This is a genomic window from Myroides albus (assembly GCF_024722315.1).
Lineage (GTDB): Bacteria > Bacteroidota > Bacteroidia > Flavobacteriales > Flavobacteriaceae > Flavobacterium > Flavobacterium album_A.
This window is the reverse complement of sequence record NZ_CP102754.1, coordinates 2,470,119-2,489,347: the sequence shown is the minus strand read 5'-3', so window position 1 is coordinate 2,489,347 and position 19,229 is coordinate 2,470,119. Positions and strand designations below refer to the sequence as shown.

Here is a 19,229-nt window from a genome sequence, read left to right as displayed (position 1 = left end):
ACCAAACACCTGATTTACTTTAGGAAGGTGAAATTTTTACAGAAAGCAATCTACCCCCAAAATAATATTCCTCACGAATCTACCAGTCGCTATAGGCACTCCTCCTTTTGTCACTACGCTTTATTTGGGTGAAGCAGACATCACCTGACACCATCATTCCTCTAATTGACACATTGAATAAAAAACGAAATTAGAAAAGGTTATCAGTAAGTAGATCTATCCTTAAAATAAAGTGTATAAAGCGATTAAATAACTAATCGACATTGATTTTTTTGTATCTTGAAACTCTGTACTACTACTCACTCTTTATACTTAAAAAATAGAAAGTAGAACAATCGACCAATTTTTAAAACTAAAATAACATAGATGACTTTCGATCAACAACTACAACAAAAAATTGACTTAAAGACCAAACCTATTCGAGCACTTGGTACATTAGAAGACCTCGCATTTCAAATTGCCAAAGTGCAGCAGACGCTTACTCCACAGTTACATCATCCTACAATACTTGTCTATGCAGCTGACCACGGGTTAGCAAAAGAAGGCGTTAGTGCTTACCCTCAGGAAGTCACTCCTCAGATGGTGTATAACTTCCTTCAAGGAGGTGCGGCAATTAATGTTTTTTGCAACCAAAACAACATTGCTTTAAAAATAGTAGATGCAGGAGTAAATGCAGATTTTCCCGTACACGAAAACTTGATTTCTTCAAAAGCAGGTTATGGGACAGCTAATATGTTAAACCACAAAGCCATGACTGAAGAACAATTAACATACTGTTTTACAGCGGCAGAAAAGCACATTGAATCCTTGGTAAGTTCTAAGTGTAATATCGTCGGCTTTGGAGAAATGGGGATAGGCAATACTTCAGCAGCCTCGCTGATCATGAGTTCCCTATTGGACATTCCTATTGCTGAATGTACTGGTCGAGGCACAGGAGTAGATGATCTAAACTTTTTGCGCAAACAGCAAATACTACAACAAGTACATGCCAATCACCCTAACCTAAAAACACCAAGAGAAATACTACAAACCTTCGGTGGTTTTGAAATTGCACAAATGTGTGGTGCTATGCTTGCCGCACATAAAAACAATATGTTACTTATGATCGATGGCTTTATTTGCTCGAGTGCATTCTTAGTTGCTTATCACATAAACCCAGCGATATTAAATAACGCCATCTTTTGCCATCAGTCAGACGAGCAAGGACACCGTATCCTTTTAGAGAGAATAGGGGCACGAGCGATTTTAAACCTCAGTCTTAGATTAGGTGAAGGAACAGGTTGTGCCTTGTCTTATCCCATTATACAAAGTGCTGTAAATTTTCTCAATAATATGGCAAGTTTTGAATCTGCAAATGTTTCAAACAAATGATAAAAAGAGAATTAACTTATTTCTGCACGGCTATCATGTTCTTTACCAGGATTCCGATTCCCTTTCACTTGCCCTATAACAATGAGATCATGAATAAGTCACAAAAGTACTTTCCATTGGTAGGACTCGTGGTTGGATTACTTGCAGCCTTAGCCTACTATATCTCTCAATTGGTTTTTCCAAATGACATCAGTATTATTCTATCTGTTTGTCTGACTGTATTACTTACAGGCGCGTTTCACGAAGATGGCTTTACGGATAGCTGTGATGCTTTTGGAGGAGGATACGGCAAAGAGAACATCATGACGATCATGAAGGATAGTCGCATTGGAGCCTATGGGGTCATTGGTATTTTACTACTACTCATTCTAAAAATAGTTACTTTAGTACATCTAAGTCACTTATCCCTATCCCTCGTAATATTTGCGATAATCTGTGGACATACCACAAGTAGATTTCACGCAGGCATGACTATTTACACCCACCAATATGTACAAGATATAGACAAGAGTAAATCAAAACCCTTAGCCAGTAAGAAATTACCGTGGAATAATATCTTGTTATCCCTCATCATTACTTTATTGCCTTATTTGCTTTATCAAAACTGGCTCTTATTACTCGCTTTTCCCATTAGTTACCTTGGAAAGATTTACTTATCTTACTACTTCAAAAAACACATAGGAGGCTATACAGGTGATTGTTTAGGAGCCATTCAACAAATATGTGAAGTAATATTCTATCTAAGTATTTTAGGCTTATGCAAGTATATGTAATTCGACACACAGCAGTAGAGATCCAAGCCGGTACCTGCTATGGACAAACGGATCTGAACTTATTGAATAGCTACAGAGATGACTTGCTACAAGTGCGCAAGCAACTTCCGAAAGCCTTTGATGCTATCTTTAGTAGTCCTCTCAAGCGATGCACTTTTATAGCAGAAGAATTTGACTCCAAGTATCAAACAGATTCGAGGCTAATAGAAATGAATTTTGGACATTGGGAAATGGCAAATTGGAGCGAAATTCCGAAACAAGAAATCGATCTTTGGAATAGTAATCTCACTCACAATCGTCCACCACAAGGAGAAAGTCTATATGAAGTACAGAGTAGAGTGAATCATTTCTTGGATGAGCTCAGAACTCAGAGTTTTAAAAACGTTCTACTCATTACACATGGAGGTCCCATCCGTTGTATGTGGAATTACATTTTAGACATCCCTCTTGAAAATACATTTAGGATTCCCGTTGGTTTTGACGAGGTATTCACCTTTCAGTTAGGAGAAGAACATAGCGAAGATTTCATCATTGCTAAACAATAAAAAAACACGCTATGCATAGCGTGTTTTTACCTTTATTATTTTTCTTCTTCTTCCATTGCTACTGGTAGAGCAACTTCTAAAGGATCATGTGTTTTTATTTCCAAATTCGGATCCAATAGGTTAATGTAGTAATAGTTAACCGTATCCTCTATATCTAAGATACCATCCTTATTGATATCTTCAATAGTCCTGAAATATAATCTGTGCTGCGCATCGATTACAGTCCAATCCAAAAGCTCATTGTTAGGCTGAATAACATTCTTAAACTTGCGACCGTTAGCCTCACTGATATACAACAACTTGGCAGGTGTTTTAGGGTTGATCACAACTTGCTCATCAAATACCTTATAGAGAAGAAAGTGTTTTTTATACTTATCAGCAATTGACTTTAAATAAGTCGCAGAGTGTATTTTTAATTTTTTATCCGTTAACGGTCTAACCTCTAAAGAATCTTTATGCTGAAACATAATGTTGTCCAGGAATCCCGTTAATTCATAAGGTGAAAAATTAGAAACAGTATATGAATAAGAATTGTTGTTCGATTTGCTTCCAAACTTAGAAGACGAACCATATACACGTACTTCACCTACAGGAAACATTAGGTAATTGGCCTCTCCCATAACGATAGGTAGGTCAACTACACGCATATCATTGTGTTTGATTTCTTCTTCTTGACTATCAACTTCTTTAGAAAGAACACCTGAAGTATCGTTCGGAAAATTGGCTTTAGAGTTTTCTTCTTGTTTGCAAGCTGATACAATAACCGCAAGTAGAACAATTAATATATTTATTCTTGTATTCATACTTATTGAATTAAAACGTATCAAAGATAAAGTAAATTTTACACATTTTTATTCTATAAAGCTAAATCTAAAGTATTTATAAGTATTAGTAATTCAATATTTTAAACAATAAATATTGATGAAAATAAAAAAAGGGTGATTGCACTTTACAGCGAACAACCACCCTTGTATGTTATTTTCTAAAGAAATGAGAAACGTATACAGCTTGATTCCCCATTCGATCCGTTACTTTTATCTCTACTGCATTCTTACCTGAAGTTACGATACCATCACTAAACTTGTGAACTATTTTCTTTGTTTTGTGATCGTAATCCAACAATATCCACTTGTCGTTAATCTTTCCTTCAATGGTATCTATTCCCGACAAATCATCGCTAATTAAGAAAGAAATCTCATTGGCATTGCTCAGCCATTGACCTTCAGTAAAACTTGGTTTATAGATCGTCGGCGCTTTGTCGTCAATCATGATTTTATAAGTACCAAAAGACTTTGTATAAATTGTGTAAATATGATCTTTCTTTGTAGTCTTGTAAAAATCTCGTCTGCCCTTTTCGTCAATCTTACCAATAAATGCTTTATCTGGATTGTCAATCGTTAATTTTGAGGTATCAAATGAAATTGCCATATTCTTTCGGAACGCTGTCACAGGCTCCCCTACTACTAACTGCTCTTGATCAGCGCTAATATCAATCGCTAAATCGTGGTAAAAAGTTGCCCCACTAATGTTGATACTTGCAAACCCTCGTTCAAAATAGTAATCTTTATCTGCGTTAATCTTAAACTCTTTGACATTATTCTCTCTCGCCGTCTTTGCCTCCGTTGCATCGTATTCTATTGGAATACTTATAGCTCTTTCATTCCCGTGATAATCGCAAAGCACAATTTTGTAGGTGTAACTTTCTCCAGGTTTAACATCTATAATTCCCTTTGTCTCGTTATAGGATAAAACAGAGAGATTGTAAGGTCTCTCTACAAATAACTTTTGAACTTTAGCTCTTGTTTTTACGTAGCGTTCATAGTCAATCAATGCGTTTACCGTTCCCGATTCTGCAAAAGAAAATGTATCAAATCGATAGCTAAACAAACGCTTTCCATTCACATAAGTTTCCAAAGAGTAAACGCCGTTCTTGTTAGCATTGTAATCAGCTTGATCAAAAATATCTATTCCAAAGCTAATCTTTCCTTTTGCCTTTACAGTAGGCACTACTAAAGTACCATCCGCACTTGTCGTATAATTTAACAGTTGTGGGTTGGCATTTGTATTCGCAACAGCATCATCACTTATAGGATAAACAAATACGCTATTGACACTTGGCGCAATTTTATCTGTTACCATTTTATCCATTCCCTCTTTTAAAGGGTTGATAATTTTCTGCGTTTTTGTATCGCGAAATTCGTAGTGTAAATGAGGTCCACCAGAACCACCCGTATTTCCAGTATATGCAATTAACTGCCCTTTCTTGACAGGCATTTGATTTTTCTTAAAAAACATCTCGACTTCAAAAGCCTTTTCAGCATAGTGTCTTTTGCGTACATAATCTGCAATCTCTCCTGCATATTCATTCAAGTGACCATAGACAGTGGTCTGTCCGTTTGGATGATCGATATAAAGCGCCTTGCCATATCCCCAAGTAGAAACTTTGATTCGCGAAACATATCCATCTGCCGGTGCATAGACAGGTAGTCCAATGCGTTGTTGTGTTTTAATATCCAGTCCAGCGTGAAAATGAGTACCGCGAAGTTCACCAAAATTACCCGAAAGGTTAACAGGAATTTGCAAAGGGTTGCTAAAGTCTAACTTTTCCTGTGCCAAAGAAACAGTGGCCACACTACCTAACAATAGTGTAGATATCAATTTTAATCTCATACTTACTAACATTTTCTGCTAAAATAAACAATAACTAAATTAAAAGAACTATAAACGCTAAAAATGAAACACATAGATAATAAACAATTCTATTTATTAGAGAAATAGCTTTTTTTTATTGTAAATCTTTTTTAAATTTAAATACAAATTGTAACTTTGTGCTAAAGGATATTTGAATAGAAAGTATAATGAGTGAACTGGCTAACATAATCAGCTCTTTGGAGGTTAAGTTTGCGAAACTTGTACAGCGATTAAACAAACTTGAAGCAGAGAATACACAGCTGAAAGAGCGTTTAATCCAAGCAAATGAAGAGGTTGAATACAATGAAAAGCAATTAGATGAGATTTATAAGAAGTATGAATCCCTTCAGTTAGCAAATTCCTTATTGGGCAGTGAAGAGAATAAAAGAGATATGAAACTCAAAATAAATTCATTGATAAGAGAGATAGATCAGTGTATCGCTTATCTGACAAAATAGATCTGAACCATGAACAATGATGAACAATTAAGAATAAAAATATCAATTGCTGATAGAGTATACCCTCTAACAGTTAGTTACTCTCAGGAAGAAGCCCTTAGGAGTGCGTCTAAAAAAATTGATACGATGATTCATCAGTTTGAGGAGAACTATGCTGTTAGAGATAAACAAGATGTTTTAGCTATGTGTGCCTTACAGTTCGCATCGCAAACAGAACAAAAAAGCATCGATACAAGTGAAGGCTATAACAAAGCCTTAGATCGACTAATCAAATTAGATGAGGCTATTGAGCGAATACTCGCTAAATAATAAATTGACGTTCTTACTTTAAAAAAAGGGAGACTTAAAAATACTGCTCACATTAGTACCTGTTTGATAAACTCAACACTAACAAATTAAAATGAGTAAATCTTTGCATCTAAAGCACGCTGCTCACGCAGATCCTTGAACCGCAAGCTAGCTCAAAACTTGTTTACCTTAGAGTTTATACAACTCAATTCTAGTGTGAGCTTTTTTTATATATAATTTTGAAACATTTATGGAAATATTATTTGTCGTAGGAGGAATTGTGATTGGTGCAGCTATCGGCTTTGTAATCGCCAAGTACCTTGAGAAAAATCACGCTTCTTCAATATTGCAAAGTGCAAAAAATGAAGCAAAAACGACATTGCGTGATGCAAAAAACGAAGGAGAAGCGATTAAAAAAGAAAAGATATTACAAGCTAAAGAAAAGTTTATTGAACTGAAATCAGAACATGAACAAGTAATTTTAGCTCGTGATAAAAAGATTGCAGAAGCAGAAAAAAGAACAAGAGATAAGGAATCTCAAATTTCTAATGAACTTTCAAGAGCCAAAAAAGCTGCTGATGAAAGTGAAAAGAAAATTAAAGAATATGACCAAAAGCTTGAACTAATTGAACGCAAACAAGAGGAAGTCGAGAAACTTCACCGCGCTCAAGTAGAACAGTTAGAAGCTATCTCTGGACTTACTGCTGAAGAAGCTAAGAACCAAATCATTGAAAGCTTAAAAACAGAAGCAAAAGCTGACGCAATGGCGCATATTCAAGACACTATTGAAGAAGCTAAGTTAACTGCTCAACAAGAGGCCAAAAAGATTATTATCAACACTATTCAACGTGTAGGTACAGAAGAAGCTGTAGAGAACTGTGTATCTGTATTCAACATTGAATCTGATGACGTAAAAGGTAGAATCATTGGTCGTGAGGGTAGAAACATTAGAGCTATTGAAGCTGCTACAGGAGTTGAAATCATCGTTGACGATACACCTGAAGCTATTATTCTTTCATGCTTTGACCCTGTAAGAAGGGAAGTTGCTCGATTATCTTTACATAGACTTGTAACGGATGGACGTATCCACCCTGCAAGAATTGAAGAAGTAGTTGCCAAAACAACGAAGCAAATTGAGGAGGAAATCATCGAAATAGGTAAGCGTACTGTGATTGACTTAGGTATTCACGGTTTACACCCTGAGTTGATTAAAATAGTAGGTAGAATGAAATACCGTTCTTCTTATGGACAAAACTTACTACAACACTCACGCGAAGTAGCGAAACTATGTGGTTTAATGGCTGCAGAGCTGGGATTGAATGTAAAATTAGCTAAACGAGCTGGTCTATTACACGATATTGGTAAAGTTCCAGAAACTGAAACTGAACTTCCACACGCAATTTTAGGTATGCAGTGGGCTGAGAAATACGGTGAAAAACCAGAAGTATGCAATGCTATTGGAGCTCACCACGACGAGATTGAAATGACAACTCTTATCGCACCAATTATTCAAGTATGTGATGCGATCTCTGGTGCAAGACCAGGAGCAAGACGTCAAGTATTAGATTCGTATATTCAACGTTTAAAAGATCTTGAAAGTATAGCTAATGAGTTTAATGGTGTGAAGAATGCCTATGCTATTCAAGCTGGACGTGAGCTACGTGTTATCGTAGAGAGCGAAAAAGTTACAGACGATATGGCGGCTACTTTATCATTTGACATTTCTCAAAAAATACAAACTGAAATGACTTATCCAGGTCAAGTTAAGATTACAGTAATCAGAGAAACAAGAGCAATAAACATTGCTAAATAAAGAAGACACAAGATTAATTTCTATGATAAAAAAGGGACTATTTTTTTACAATAGTCCCTTTTCTTTTTTGTTTATATGAAGTACTTCTATATCCCTCCTATCTACTTTATAGATTCAAATCACCGCTAATTCTAAAAATAGAGTAAGAATTACTACACTCGCTTTTTCCCACTCCTTGGATGAAAGTCTTCCATAACAGAACGCAATCGCTCTGTACTAATATGAGTATAAATCTCCGTAGTAGTAATAGACTCATGTCCTAACAAGACTTGTATTATGCGTATATCCGCCCCATTCTCTAATAAATGTGTGGCAAACGAATGACGGAAGGTATGTGGACTTATAACCTTGTTGAGCTTAGCTATTTTTGCTAATTGCTTAATAATAGTGAATATCATTGCCCTTGTCAACTGCCCTCCTCTTCTATTCAAAAATAAAATATCCACATCTTCCTTCTTAATAGTTAACTGGCATCGAATTGTTTTAATATAACTACTAATATACTTCATTGTATCTTCGTCAATTGGCACAAAGCGCTGCTTATCACCTTTACCTATTACCCGTATAAAACCTTCTTCAAAAAACAAATCTGAAATGCGCAAACTAACAAGTTCACTAACTCGCAATCCACAACTATATAGCAGTTCGAGAATGACTTTATTGCGATATCCTTCATTTGTAGACTGATCAATGCAAGCAATCAAACGATCGATCTCCTCAACACTCAAGATATCAGGTAGCTTGCGCCCTGATTTAGGAGTTTCAATCAATTCGAAAGGCGAACGCTCAATATATCGCTCTAAAATAAAGTAATTAAAAAAGTTCTTTAGCCCAGATATAATTCGAGCTTGTGAATTAACCGCAACAAGTTCGCTAAGCTGATAGACAAAACCTTGTGCGAGCTCCTCGTCAATTTGTTCAACACTAAAGTCTGTATCATAGCTTTCTAAGTAGTTTAAAAACTTTCGCACATCTAAAATATAACTTTCAATAGAATTATCAGATAAACCGCGTTCTAACCTTAAATAGCTTGAAAACATCTTAATTTTATCTTCCCAATAACCTGTAGCCATAGTATATAAATATAATGATACCAAAGATACAAAAACAAAAAAGCCTCTCAGAAGAGAGGCTTTAGATTCTTTATAGTAACTACTATTCTATCAATTAGAATTTGTAGATTAAACCAAATTTAGCTTGGTCAAAGAAGTTATCAAAGATGTTTAAGTTAGCATTTGTTTCAGAAACAGAACCTATTTTCTTACCATCAGATTTCATATCTTGGTTAGAGTAAGAGAATACATTTCCTAAAGTAAATGCAACTGCTAAGTTCTCAGTTACGAAATAGTTAAAACCAAGGTCTAAACCAGCTTTAATACCAGTAAGTTTTTCTTTAGAAAAATCATTTTTATTTTCTGCAAATCCAACTCCTACTTCAGCATAAGTTTTAAAACGTTTACCTAATTCTAAGAAATAGTAACGTGCAAATGCTCCAGCATAAATGTCTTTAGAATAAGCATCTCCGATTTGATCCATATCAGCAAAATCACCGTGAGATTTACCAAAAGCTACAGATGCCCCAACAGCAACTTTATCAGAGATAAAGTAACCTACTTTAGGATTAACTGTATAATTAGTAAATTTCTCTTTTCCCTCATTTGTTTCAGTTGGTTTAGTCACTTTGTCAGAAATTTGGAAAGATCCTTCTAACATGATATCTCCTTCTTTGAAACCGAAGTTTGGTTTTTCTACTTCTTGAGCGTTAGCTGCCATACCTAAAGCAACAACTGACATAACTGAAAGTACTAATTTTTTCATATTTAGCTATTTTTATTATTAACTGTGTCAAAATTAAGTAAGCCAATCAAACTAATATCAATTTTTAATAAAAATATAACAAAAACACCCTGTTATTATTATTAAAATTAACTTACAACACTAAATACCAACACCTTACGAATAAAATAGATATTCTTAAAAATAAGTTAATATATACATTATATCAATTCATTATATTAAAAAACTACATATATAATAATAAAATAAATAATTTTAACAAAAATAAACCCTGTAAAAAGATTTCCTAAATAAATAACAATTACATAACATAAATTTCTTTGCATAATCGTCAATACGCTTCATTATTACCTAAAACTTAAGTCTATTTTAAAGTAACTTTATCATTATATATAATATATTTGTTTGACACAAAAAATGCGACATGAAAATTATTATAATTAATGGACCAAATCTAAATCTGTTAGGAAAAAGAGAACCAGAAGTATATGGCTCAAAAACCTTTGATGAGTATTTTTTTGAACTAAAGAATAAATACCCAGAGATAGAATTAGAATACTACCAAAGTAATATCGAAGGTGAATTAATAGATAAAATCCACGAAATTGGATTCGTATATGATGCCATTATTTTAAATGCAGGAGCATATACTCACACTTCAATTGCAATAGCTGATGCTATAAAAGCTGTTACAACTCCAGTAATTGAGGTACATATTTCAAATACCTTTGCAAGGGAACAATTTAGACATCACTCATATATTACACCTGTAAGCCAGGGATTAGTAATGGGCTTTGGTTTAAAAAGTTATGATTTAGCTATTACTTCTTTCCTCCATTAAATGACATTCTTAACTCATAAAAAGCTTTACTCTACTATATTGTTCTTTCTACTTATAATAAGTTTATCTTGGTCACAAGAAAGACATATTATAACTGGGAAGATTCTTGATGAAGAAGGAATGCCTGTAGCACAAGCCAAGATATTCATCAAAAACACAGCTTTTCAAACTCAGTCTGAAGTAGATGGTCAGTTTTCAATTGAAACTGATATGAAAAGTAAAAGCACTTTATTTATTCAAAAAGAAGGTTACTTAAACCAAAAGCTGGAACTGAAAGTAGAGGAGAAAACCACTCCTCTTAATTATACTATAGAATTACGAAAACCTGACTATAACAACGTCTTTACCTATCAAGATCCACAAGATGAATATGCAGTATTTTTAGTTAGTTTAGTACAGAAAAACTTTGATGACCCGAAGTATACAGTAAATCATTACTCTAAAGGGAATCTACAACTTATAAGTGATAGAGAAACTTTCCTTGGTCAAAAGAGGAAAGATTTAGATGCTGCATTAGATTTACACACTACGGATAAATACGTCTATCTTGGAGAACTTGCATCGAGAATTACTTACTTGCGCCAAGACAAGATAAAAGAAGAAGTCTTAGCACAAAGAGAAACAGGAAGCAATAAAGACATTTTCTTTCAAACAGGTATCGATAGTGATTTTAACATCTACAATAAACAAGTAAGTACACACCTAAAACTTATCTCTCCAATAGCACCATACGCCAGTTCATATTACAACTACAAACTTGTAAATGAACAAAAAGATCCTGCTGGAAATACGCTATACACTATCTCTTTTGAACCCAAAAGAAATAGAGAACCCATAATGGAAGGTGAGCTGATCATCACCGATAAAGATTGGCAAGTAACCTATTTTTATGGAGCTATGGCTGGTGAAAATGTTGGTTTAGAAAATATCAAACAGCTTGTTGTGATTCAGGACTTCACTTACAACCCTACCTTTAATAGGTATCTAAAGACTACACAAAACATCTATTTAAAAGGAAAGTTCATAGTATTTGACTACATAGGTCAATACACCTCCTTTTACACTGATTACAAAAAAGCAGATTACTTAAAAAAGGGGGATTTTTCTATTGAATTAATTGAATACAAAGATGACTTCTTAAATAAAAGTAATAACTATTGGGATGAATTACGCCCTACTCCCTTAACGGCTAAAGAGAGAGGTAACTTTCTCAACAAGTCCATCTATACAAGAGATAACACGAAAGCTATTTTAGATTCTATTGATAAAAGAACAAACAACTTTACAATATTTAAGCTTGTCAAAGGATATGAGTACTTAAATTCATATCAAAATAGAAGCTACCACTATAGAGGACTACTCTCTACATTTGCTTTTAACGCTGTACAAGGGTTTAATGTAACGACAGGAATTGATTTCACAAAAGAGTACGAAGACTTAAGACAAACGAAAGCAGGGACAATTGTCAACTATGGAGTCTCTGAAAATAAATTCAGATTCTCGGGGTATTTATCACACATATTCAATAGAATGAATCACAATACCTTGACCTTATCAGGAGGTAATACGATTCTGCAATTTAATCAAAGTGACCCAATTAAAACACCTATTAACTCCTTTGCCAGTGCTTGGTTTGGGAAAAACTACGCAAAGTATTTCCAGAAAAACTTTATCAAGATTAGCTACTCTCAATACGCTTTTACAGGTATTAAACTAAACACAGCACTTGAGTATGCCTATCGTTCTACAATAAGAAATTCGGTAAGTACGCCGCCGTTTGCACCAAATTCAGATTTCACATCAAACAATCCGCTCGATCCAAGAGATTTTGACAGCGAACCGTTTATAAACAACAGCATGTTCAAACTCCAAATGGGAATGAATATAGTGTTTGATCAGAAAGTGATAAGTTATCCAAATCAAAAACAATATTTGCCTTTATCACGATATCCAATAGTTGCGATAAACTTAGAAAAAGGACTCAATGCGAGTACTTCTAACTACAATTACACCTATGTATCCTTTTCAACATATTTCAACAACAACATTGGTAATTATGGAAATCTATATGTTGGTTTGAGTGCGGGTAGTTTCTTAGAGAAAAATGACATCTCATTTACCGACTACAAACACTTTAATGGAAACCAAACTTTCATTGGATCAACCCCTACTTACAATAGTCAGTTTAACCTATTGCCATATTATGAGTATAGTACGAATAAATCGTATATAGAATTACATATGGAGCATGACTTTAGAGGATACCTCATGAACAAAATACCTCTATTGAACAAGACCAGATATTCTCTTGTTTTGGGATTTCACATGCTTGAAGTTCCCGAAAAAGACGTTTACCAAGAATTTAGTATTGGACTAAACAACGTTGGTTTTAAAAAGTTTAGACCTTTTAGAATAGATTACTTTACTTCTATCTCACCAGATGCTCCCAAGAAACATGGAGTTGTGTTAGGTATAAAAGTATTGGACTTAATTCAAAAATAGCATTCGCATAAGTTAACTTATAAATATACTCAAACAAAAATGGGCAAATCGTGTGATTTGCCCCTTTTTGTTTGAGTTAAAGTAAATACTAATCCTCTATTCTTTCTATATGTGCACCAATTGCACGTAAACGTTCATCTATGCGCTCATATCCTCTATCTATTTGTTCAATATTCTGAATAACACTTGTGCCTTTAGCTGATAAAGCTGCAATCAAAAGTGATATACCTGCGCGAATATCTGGAGAAGACATATGAGTTGCCTTTAACTGAGATTTAAAATCATGACCGATAACTACCGCTCTATGAGGATCACACAAGATAATCTTAGCCCCCATATCTATTAATTTATCGACAAAGAAAAGGCGACTCTCAAACATCTTTTGATGAATCAAGACCTCTCCTCTGGCCTGAGTAGCAACAACTAAGATCACACTCAACAAATCAGGTGTTAAACCTGGCCACGGCGCATCAGCAATTGTCAAGATAGAACCGTCTATAAAGCTTTGGATTTCATATCCATCCTTGTGAGCAGGAATATAGATATCATCACCTCTTTTTTCTATTGTAATACCAAGGCGTTTAAAAGTATTAGGGATGATTCCTAAGTGCTCCCAACCCACATTCTTGATTGTTATTTCACTTTTGGTCATTGCTGCTAATCCTATCCATGACCCTATCTCAATCATATCAGGCAACATAGCGTGCTCACATCCTTTTAATTCTTTTACTCCTTCAATTTTAAGAAGATTCGAACCTACACCCGTAATCTTAGCACCCATTGCATTCAACATCTTACAAAGTTGTTGCAAATAAGGTTCACAAGCTGCATTATAAATTGTTGTCACTCCCTCTGCTAAGACAGATGCCATCAATATATTAGCTGTACCTGTCACAGATGCTTCTTCTAAAAGCATGTCTGTACCAACTAATTTATCCGCCTCAACACCGTAGAAATACTCCTCTTTATTGTATCTAAACGTAGCACCTAACTTAAGAAATCCTTCAAAGTGAGTGTCTAATCGACGACGTCCAATCTTATCTCCTCCTGGTTTAGGAATATATCCCTTTCCAAAACGAGCTAATAAAGGCCCAACCATCATGATAGAACCTCTCAAGGCTTTGCCTAATTCTTTAAAGTCATCAGAATACAAATATTCTAAATCAACTTCATCTGCTTGGAATGACATCTTATTTGGAGCTAATCTTTCAATCTTAACTCCGAGTTTACCTAATAGTTCAATCAACTTATTGACATCGATAATATTAGGAATATTTGATATAACAACTTTTTCAGGTGTCAACAATACTGCACATAAAATTTGCAATGCTTCGTTCTTTGCACCTTGAGCATGTATCTCTCCCTTTAGTTGATGTCCGCCTTCAATCTTAAAAACACTCATTACTTCTTATTCTTGAATTGATGGTTATTATTCTTATTAAACTTCTTATTGTTATTACTCTTTTGATTATTAGAATAATTGGTTTTATTAGATTGCTTTTTATTCACCTGCATAAGATTAGCAGTAGTGGAAAGTTCCTCTTCTTTCTTAAACAAGTTTATCTTGCCCTTTGACAACTCATACAAGTGTTCAAAAATAACATCATCTTTCACCGTATCTTTATTCCAACTTAAAAAACTCTTCTTCATATGATTTGCAATAACCATAATCAAAGCATCTTTCATTTCACCATCGTCAAATTTTAGAGCTTCATTAATCATATAAGTGATATTGTTTCCATAGAATCTATACTTAGGATGATTCTGTGGATAGGCTAATTTAGCCGGTTTTGTGAAGATTGTTTCTTTAGTAGCAATAGGAAACGGGCAGTCTACATCAAGTCTAAATCCGGACATCATAAAAAGCTGATCCCACAATTTATGCTGAAAATCGGGAACATCTCTTAAATGAGGATTCATGCTTCCCATAACACTAATTGCGTAATTTGCAGCTTTATTTCTTTCATCTCTATCTTCAATTAGACAAATCTGATCGATTAAAACTTGAATATGACGACCATATTCAGGTATAACTAAATGTTCTCGATCTGTATTATAGCCTAAATGTCCAATAGCTTCTTTGGTGTTAAATTTCATATACTTGAGTAGTTCAAATTAAAGATTGTGTTAAACACATAGATAGTATAAAGTTATAAAAACTTAATATAAAGTAACCTATAAAGCCTAAAAGTAAGTAAATATTATTTTATAAAGAAATAATACCTTCAATAGTAGATACAGCAATGTACTTGTCTATAATTGCTTGTGCAGATTTCATAGTAACTCTAACTGACACACTTGTAAATTTTCCAGTACTGGAATTACGTGTTAAGACTTCAGCTTTCATGCCGTCAAATGCTTCTTCGACTTGAGCAATTTTTTCTAAATCACTTGGCACAATAAATTTATACAAATAGGGTCTTGGCCAAGTTTTGTCAGTTTCTAAACTTTCTTTTAACCTTTTATAAAAGTCTTTTGTTTTATCGTCCATACTTGTTTTTAATCGGCAAATATAATCATTTTTAATTGTAGTATTTTCAAAACTTGTAGTTAAAACTCTTTTGTGATTGACATTTTATTGTACTTTTGCACCTTTGATATTTACAGCAAAAATGAATAAAAAAATCATCTTAATTATAGGAGGACCAGGTTCTGGGAAAACCACGTTAATCGATGAGCTTACCAGACAAGGATATATTTGCTATCCAGAAATATCTCGTGAGGTTACGAAACAAGCCCAAGAAAAAGGCATTACAAACTTGTTTTTAACTGAACCACTGTTATTTAGTCAGTTATTGTTAGAAGGAAGGGTTAAGCAACACATTAATGCCATTAAAGAAAATACAGATATAGTTTTTATAGATAGAGGTATTCCCGATGTATTAGCCTATATGCATTACAAAGGAGATAGCTATCCTGAAAGCTTCGATTTAGCATGCAAGAACCATGTGTACCACCAAATCTTCTTGCTTCCACCTTGGGAAACTATTTACGAGAGTGATGAGCAACGATATGAAAACTTCGAAGAAGCTCAAGAGATTCACAAACACCTTGTAGAAACTTACCGAAAATACGGATATGACTTAATTGAAGTTCCCAGAGATACGGTTGACAACAGAGTTAAATTCATTCTTGAAAGAGTATAAAACTACACATAAATAAAAAAGGGTTATAGTTCTGACTATAACCCTTTTAGCATACATATTTTTTAGTAATTTAGTATCTATAACCTTTCAGTACTCACTTCTATGCAGAATGCCTTAGACATTTTACAAAAATATTGGAAACACCAAAGTTTTCGAGAGCCACAACTTGAAATTATCAACTCTGTATTGAAGAATAACGACACTTTCGCCCTATTGCCTACGGGTGGAGGTAAAAGTGTTTGTTTTCAAATTCCCGCTCTTATGATGCCTGGGGTATGTCTTGTTATCTCTCCCCTTATTGCACTTATAGAAGATCAAGTCAAGAACTTAAATAACAAGGGAATAAAAGCAACTGCAATCTTCGGAGGAAGTTCCATGAGTGATATAGATGCTGTGTTCGACAATTGCCTTTTTGGAAACTATAAATTTCTGTACATCTCCCCTGAAAGGTTACAGCAAACTTGGATATTAGAACGAATAGAAAATCTAAGAATAAATCTAATTGCCATTGATGAAGCACACTGTATTTCCCAATGGGGCCACGACTTTAGACCCGCTTATCTGCAATTAAGTAAACTAAAGGATATCTTTACTGATACTCCCACTATTGCATTAACTGCTTCAGCAAACAAAAGAGTCATAAATGATATTTGTACAATACTAAGACTCAAAGATCCCAAGATATTTACCAAGAGTTTCTATAGGTCTAATATCATATATGGAGTATATAAAGTCGAGAGTAAACTAAATACTTTAGAGAAAATACTGAAGAAAAACACTGCTCCTACTATTATCTACGCGCGAAATAGACGTGAAACACAGATGTACTCAGATCACCTCAACAACTTAGGTTATTCTGCTACTTTTTTTCACGGTGGATTACCTATTAACGAAAAAAAGAAAAGATTACAGTCCTGGTTAGAAGAAAAAACTTTGATAATGGTCTCTACAAATGCTTTCGGTATGGGTATAGACAAACACAATGTAAAGAACGTTGTTCATATTCAAATTCCCGAAAACATTGAGAATTACTATCAAGAATCAGGCAGAGCAGGACGTAATAATCAGAAAGCTTTTGCTACCATACTCATTTCAGGTAATGAATTAGCCGAATGTGAACAAACCTTTCTCAAAGGGCTATTTGACAAGGAATACCTCAAGAAAATATATCGAAAACTAAATAACTTCCTCAAGATAGCTTACGGAGAAGGCTTTAACACCACTCACAGTTTTAACTTTAATCACTTTTGTCTACACTATAAATTCAATTACAAGCAAGCCTTTAATGCATTGCAATTTTTAGATAGACAAGGTATTATTAAATTCACACATGATAATAACAACAAAACAAAACTGTTATTCACTGTTAATAGTGGTGAATTACTTGATGCTGTTGATGGAAATGAACGAGAAGAAAGTATACTGTATTTTATACTAAGATACTACCAAGGAATACACGAATTCGAAACTGATTTGGACCTAAACCTCATAAGTGAGCACGTCGATTTGCCAATAGAGTTTATCGTAAAGTCTTTAGAATCATGGAATGAAATGGGGATTTGCGAATATACTCCAGAAGTAAATGACATGACAATTGTATTTAATGAAGCTTGGGAAGAAGACAGACCCCTCTACAGAACGTTTCCTTTTCTTGAACAGCAAAACACATTAAAAACAAATCAATTCAAATCAATGTTATTTTATATTGAAAATACTGATATTTGCAAAAACAAAATTCTCTTAAAATACTTTGATGAAGTATTCTTAGAAGATTGTGGAAGTTGTTCAGCCTGCATTGAAAAGAGTAGAGCACAAAAATTAGACAATCACAGACTCAAGGAACAAATCCTCTTAAACTTAGCGGATAATCCCGCTACCATAGAAGAACTTTCATTAAAAACCCAAATGGATCAAAATGACATTATATTGGGAATACAGCTGTTACTTGAGGAAAATAAGATAATTGTAAACAATAAAAATCAATATACTTTATTAATATGAAAGATTTGCGTATCGTTTTTATGGGAACACCAGACTTTGCAGTTGGAATCCTGGATGCTATGTACCAAAACAACTACAATATTGTTGCTGTGATTACAGCAGCAGACAAACCTGCTGGTCGTGGACAAAAAATAAAGTATTCTGCAGTAAAAGAATATGCATTAGAAAAAAACTTACCGCTCTTACAACCCACAAACTTAAAAGACGACTCCTTTATTGAAGAACTAAAATCATATAATGCGAACTTACAAGTAGTCGTTGCTTTCAGAATGCTTCCTGAAGTAGTTTGGAAAATGCCCGAACTTGGCACATTCAACCTACATGCCTCACTACTTCCAGACTATAGAGGAGCAGCACCGATTAATTGGGCTATCATAAACGGAGAAACAAAAACAGGAGTGACTACGTTCTTTATTGATGAAAAGATTGATACTGGAGCAATTATTCTGAAAGATGAAATCGCTATTGAACCAAATGAAACAGCAGGAGAACTTCACGATCGTCTAATGAATTTAGGAGCAACGACTGTATTGAAGACGCTTAGTTTAATCGCAAAGCAAGAAGTTAAAACGATTATACAGCCTGCAGAAGAAACTAAAACTGCCTATAAATTAAATAAAGAAAACTGTAAAATTGACTTTACAAAACCTGGAAAAGAGATACACAACCACATAAGAGGCTTGAGTCCCTATCCAGCAGCTTGGTGTTTTTTTAAAGATGAAGATCAAGAATCAACTGTTAAGATATACTTGTCAGAGTTTGAACCTTGTGTTCATAATAATGAAGTTGGTTTGATACTTTCGACTAAAAAAGAGTTAAAAATAGCAACAATAGACGGTTTTTTACATATTAAAAGACTTCAAATGCCGGGTAAAAAACAAATGAATACCAATGAGTTACTCAATGGTACACATTTTTCGGCTAACGCAAAAGCCTTGTAACTAACTGTAAAACAGTATTTTAATATTATCAATTATTCTGTCAAAATAATTAATAATTTTTA

The 19,229-nt window shown here is 34.2% G+C and carries 18 protein-coding genes; 11 read left to right on the top strand and 7 right to left on the bottom strand.

The window, feature by feature from the left end; genetic code table 11:
- The first annotated feature begins 366 nt into the window (after positions 1–366).
- The 3 genes from cobT to NWE55_RS11355 are packed head-to-tail and all read left to right on the top strand — an operon-like array spanning position 367 to position 2,689.
- Positions 367–1,371 (top strand): nicotinate-nucleotide--dimethylbenzimidazole phosphoribosyltransferase, encoded by a 1,005-nt coding sequence (gene cobT / locus NWE55_RS11365; RefSeq protein ID WP_155091779.1) that lies wholly within the window; start codon positions 367–369, stop codon positions 1,369–1,371.
- Positions 1,368–2,144 (top strand): adenosylcobinamide-GDP ribazoletransferase, encoded by a 777-nt coding sequence (locus NWE55_RS11360; protein WP_155091780.1) that lies wholly within the window; start codon positions 1,368–1,370, stop codon positions 2,142–2,144. The genes cobT and NWE55_RS11360 overlap by 4 nt, the downstream gene beginning before the upstream one ends.
- A complete protein-coding gene (locus NWE55_RS11355; protein ID WP_155091781.1) occupies positions 2,129–2,689 on the top strand; it encodes a histidine phosphatase family protein in 561 nt (186 codons plus the stop codon). Before NWE55_RS11360 ends, NWE55_RS11355 begins: the two co-directional genes overlap by 16 nt.
- A gap of 35 nt (positions 2,690–2,724) precedes the next feature.
- Here the strand turns inward: NWE55_RS11355 and NWE55_RS11350 are convergent, their stop codons facing one another.
- Both NWE55_RS11350 and NWE55_RS11345 read right to left on the bottom strand, forming a co-directional pair.
- A complete protein-coding gene (locus NWE55_RS11350; RefSeq protein WP_155091782.1) occupies positions 2,725–3,492 on the bottom strand; it encodes a hypothetical protein in 768 nt (255 codons plus the stop codon).
- A 172-nt stretch (positions 3,493–3,664) separates the two neighbouring features.
- On the bottom strand, positions 3,665–5,359 hold the full coding sequence (locus NWE55_RS11345) for a M23 family metallopeptidase (protein ID WP_155091783.1): 1,695 nt from the start codon (positions 5,357–5,359) through the stop codon (positions 3,665–3,667).
- A 188-nt stretch (positions 5,360–5,547) separates the two neighbouring features.
- Here NWE55_RS11345 and NWE55_RS11340 point away from each other — a divergent pair, with 188 nt between their 5' ends.
- From NWE55_RS11340 to rny, 3 genes are all read left to right on the top strand, one after another.
- Complete coding sequence (locus NWE55_RS11340) at positions 5,548–5,838, top strand: coiled-coil domain-containing protein (protein ID WP_155091784.1); 291 nt, start codon at positions 5,548–5,550, stop codon at positions 5,836–5,838.
- A gap of 9 nt (positions 5,839–5,847) precedes the next feature.
- Positions 5,848–6,147 carry a cell division protein ZapA gene (locus NWE55_RS11335; RefSeq protein WP_155091785.1) on the top strand — a complete coding sequence of 100 codons (300 nt, stop codon included), beginning with the start codon at positions 5,848–5,850 and terminating at the stop codon, positions 6,145–6,147.
- Between the two features lie 229 nt (positions 6,148–6,376).
- Positions 6,377–7,939 carry a ribonuclease Y gene (rny, locus tag NWE55_RS11325; RefSeq protein WP_155091786.1) on the top strand — a complete coding sequence of 521 codons (1,563 nt, stop codon included), beginning with the start codon at positions 6,377–6,379 and terminating at the stop codon, positions 7,937–7,939.
- Between the two features lie 152 nt (positions 7,940–8,091).
- On the opposite strand, the gene xerD is transcribed toward rny, so the two are convergent.
- Both xerD and NWE55_RS11315 read right to left on the bottom strand, forming a co-directional pair.
- On the bottom strand, positions 8,092–9,012 hold the full coding sequence (gene xerD / locus NWE55_RS11320) for a site-specific tyrosine recombinase XerD (RefSeq protein WP_155091787.1): 921 nt from the start codon (positions 9,010–9,012) through the stop codon (positions 8,092–8,094).
- A 94-nt stretch (positions 9,013–9,106) separates the two neighbouring features.
- Positions 9,107–9,757, bottom strand: coding sequence for an outer membrane beta-barrel protein (locus tag NWE55_RS11315; protein ID WP_155091788.1), 651 nt, complete (start codon positions 9,755–9,757; stop codon positions 9,107–9,109).
- A 403-nt stretch (positions 9,758–10,160) separates the two neighbouring features.
- On the opposite strand from NWE55_RS11315, the gene aroQ reads away from it, so the two are divergent.
- Both aroQ and NWE55_RS11305 read left to right on the top strand, forming a co-directional pair.
- On the top strand, positions 10,161–10,577 hold the full coding sequence (gene aroQ / locus NWE55_RS11310) for a type II 3-dehydroquinate dehydratase (RefSeq protein ID WP_155091789.1): 417 nt from the start codon (positions 10,161–10,163) through the stop codon (positions 10,575–10,577).
- On the top strand, positions 10,578–13,079 hold the full coding sequence (locus NWE55_RS11305; protein ID WP_258204068.1) for a DUF5686 family protein: 2,502 nt from the start codon (positions 10,578–10,580) through the stop codon (positions 13,077–13,079).
- Positions 13,080–13,167: 88 nt separating this feature from the next.
- On the opposite strand, the gene murA is transcribed toward NWE55_RS11305, so the two are convergent.
- From murA to NWE55_RS11290, 3 genes are all read right to left on the bottom strand, one after another.
- Entirely contained in the window at positions 13,168–14,481 is a 1,314-nt protein-coding gene (gene murA, locus NWE55_RS11300; RefSeq protein ID WP_155091791.1) for a UDP-N-acetylglucosamine 1-carboxyvinyltransferase, read from the bottom strand.
- A complete protein-coding gene (locus NWE55_RS11295; RefSeq protein WP_155091792.1) occupies positions 14,481–15,176 on the bottom strand; it encodes a DUF4290 domain-containing protein in 696 nt (231 codons plus the stop codon). The genes murA and NWE55_RS11295 overlap by 1 nt, the downstream gene beginning before the upstream one ends.
- Before the next feature lie 109 nt (positions 15,177–15,285).
- Positions 15,286–15,570: a DUF493 family protein gene (locus tag NWE55_RS11290; protein WP_155091793.1), complete on the bottom strand. Its 285-nt coding sequence runs from the start codon at positions 15,568–15,570 to the stop codon at positions 15,286–15,288.
- Between the two features lie 121 nt (positions 15,571–15,691).
- Here NWE55_RS11290 and NWE55_RS11285 point away from each other — a divergent pair, with 121 nt between their 5' ends.
- The 3 genes from NWE55_RS11285 (at position 15,692) to fmt (ending at position 19,167) form a co-directional block, all read left to right on the top strand.
- On the top strand, positions 15,692–16,225 hold the full coding sequence (locus NWE55_RS11285; protein ID WP_155091794.1) for an AAA family ATPase: 534 nt from the start codon (positions 15,692–15,694) through the stop codon (positions 16,223–16,225).
- 102 nt (positions 16,226–16,327) lie between these two features.
- Positions 16,328–18,226, top strand: a complete 1,899-nt coding sequence (locus NWE55_RS11280; RefSeq protein ID WP_155091795.1) for a RecQ family ATP-dependent DNA helicase — start codon at positions 16,328–16,330, stop codon at positions 18,224–18,226.
- Complete coding sequence (gene fmt, locus NWE55_RS11275; RefSeq protein WP_155091796.1) at positions 18,223–19,167, top strand: methionyl-tRNA formyltransferase; 945 nt, start codon at positions 18,223–18,225, stop codon at positions 19,165–19,167. Before NWE55_RS11280 ends, fmt begins: the two co-directional genes overlap by 4 nt.
- Positions 19,168–19,229 lie beyond the last annotated feature (62 nt).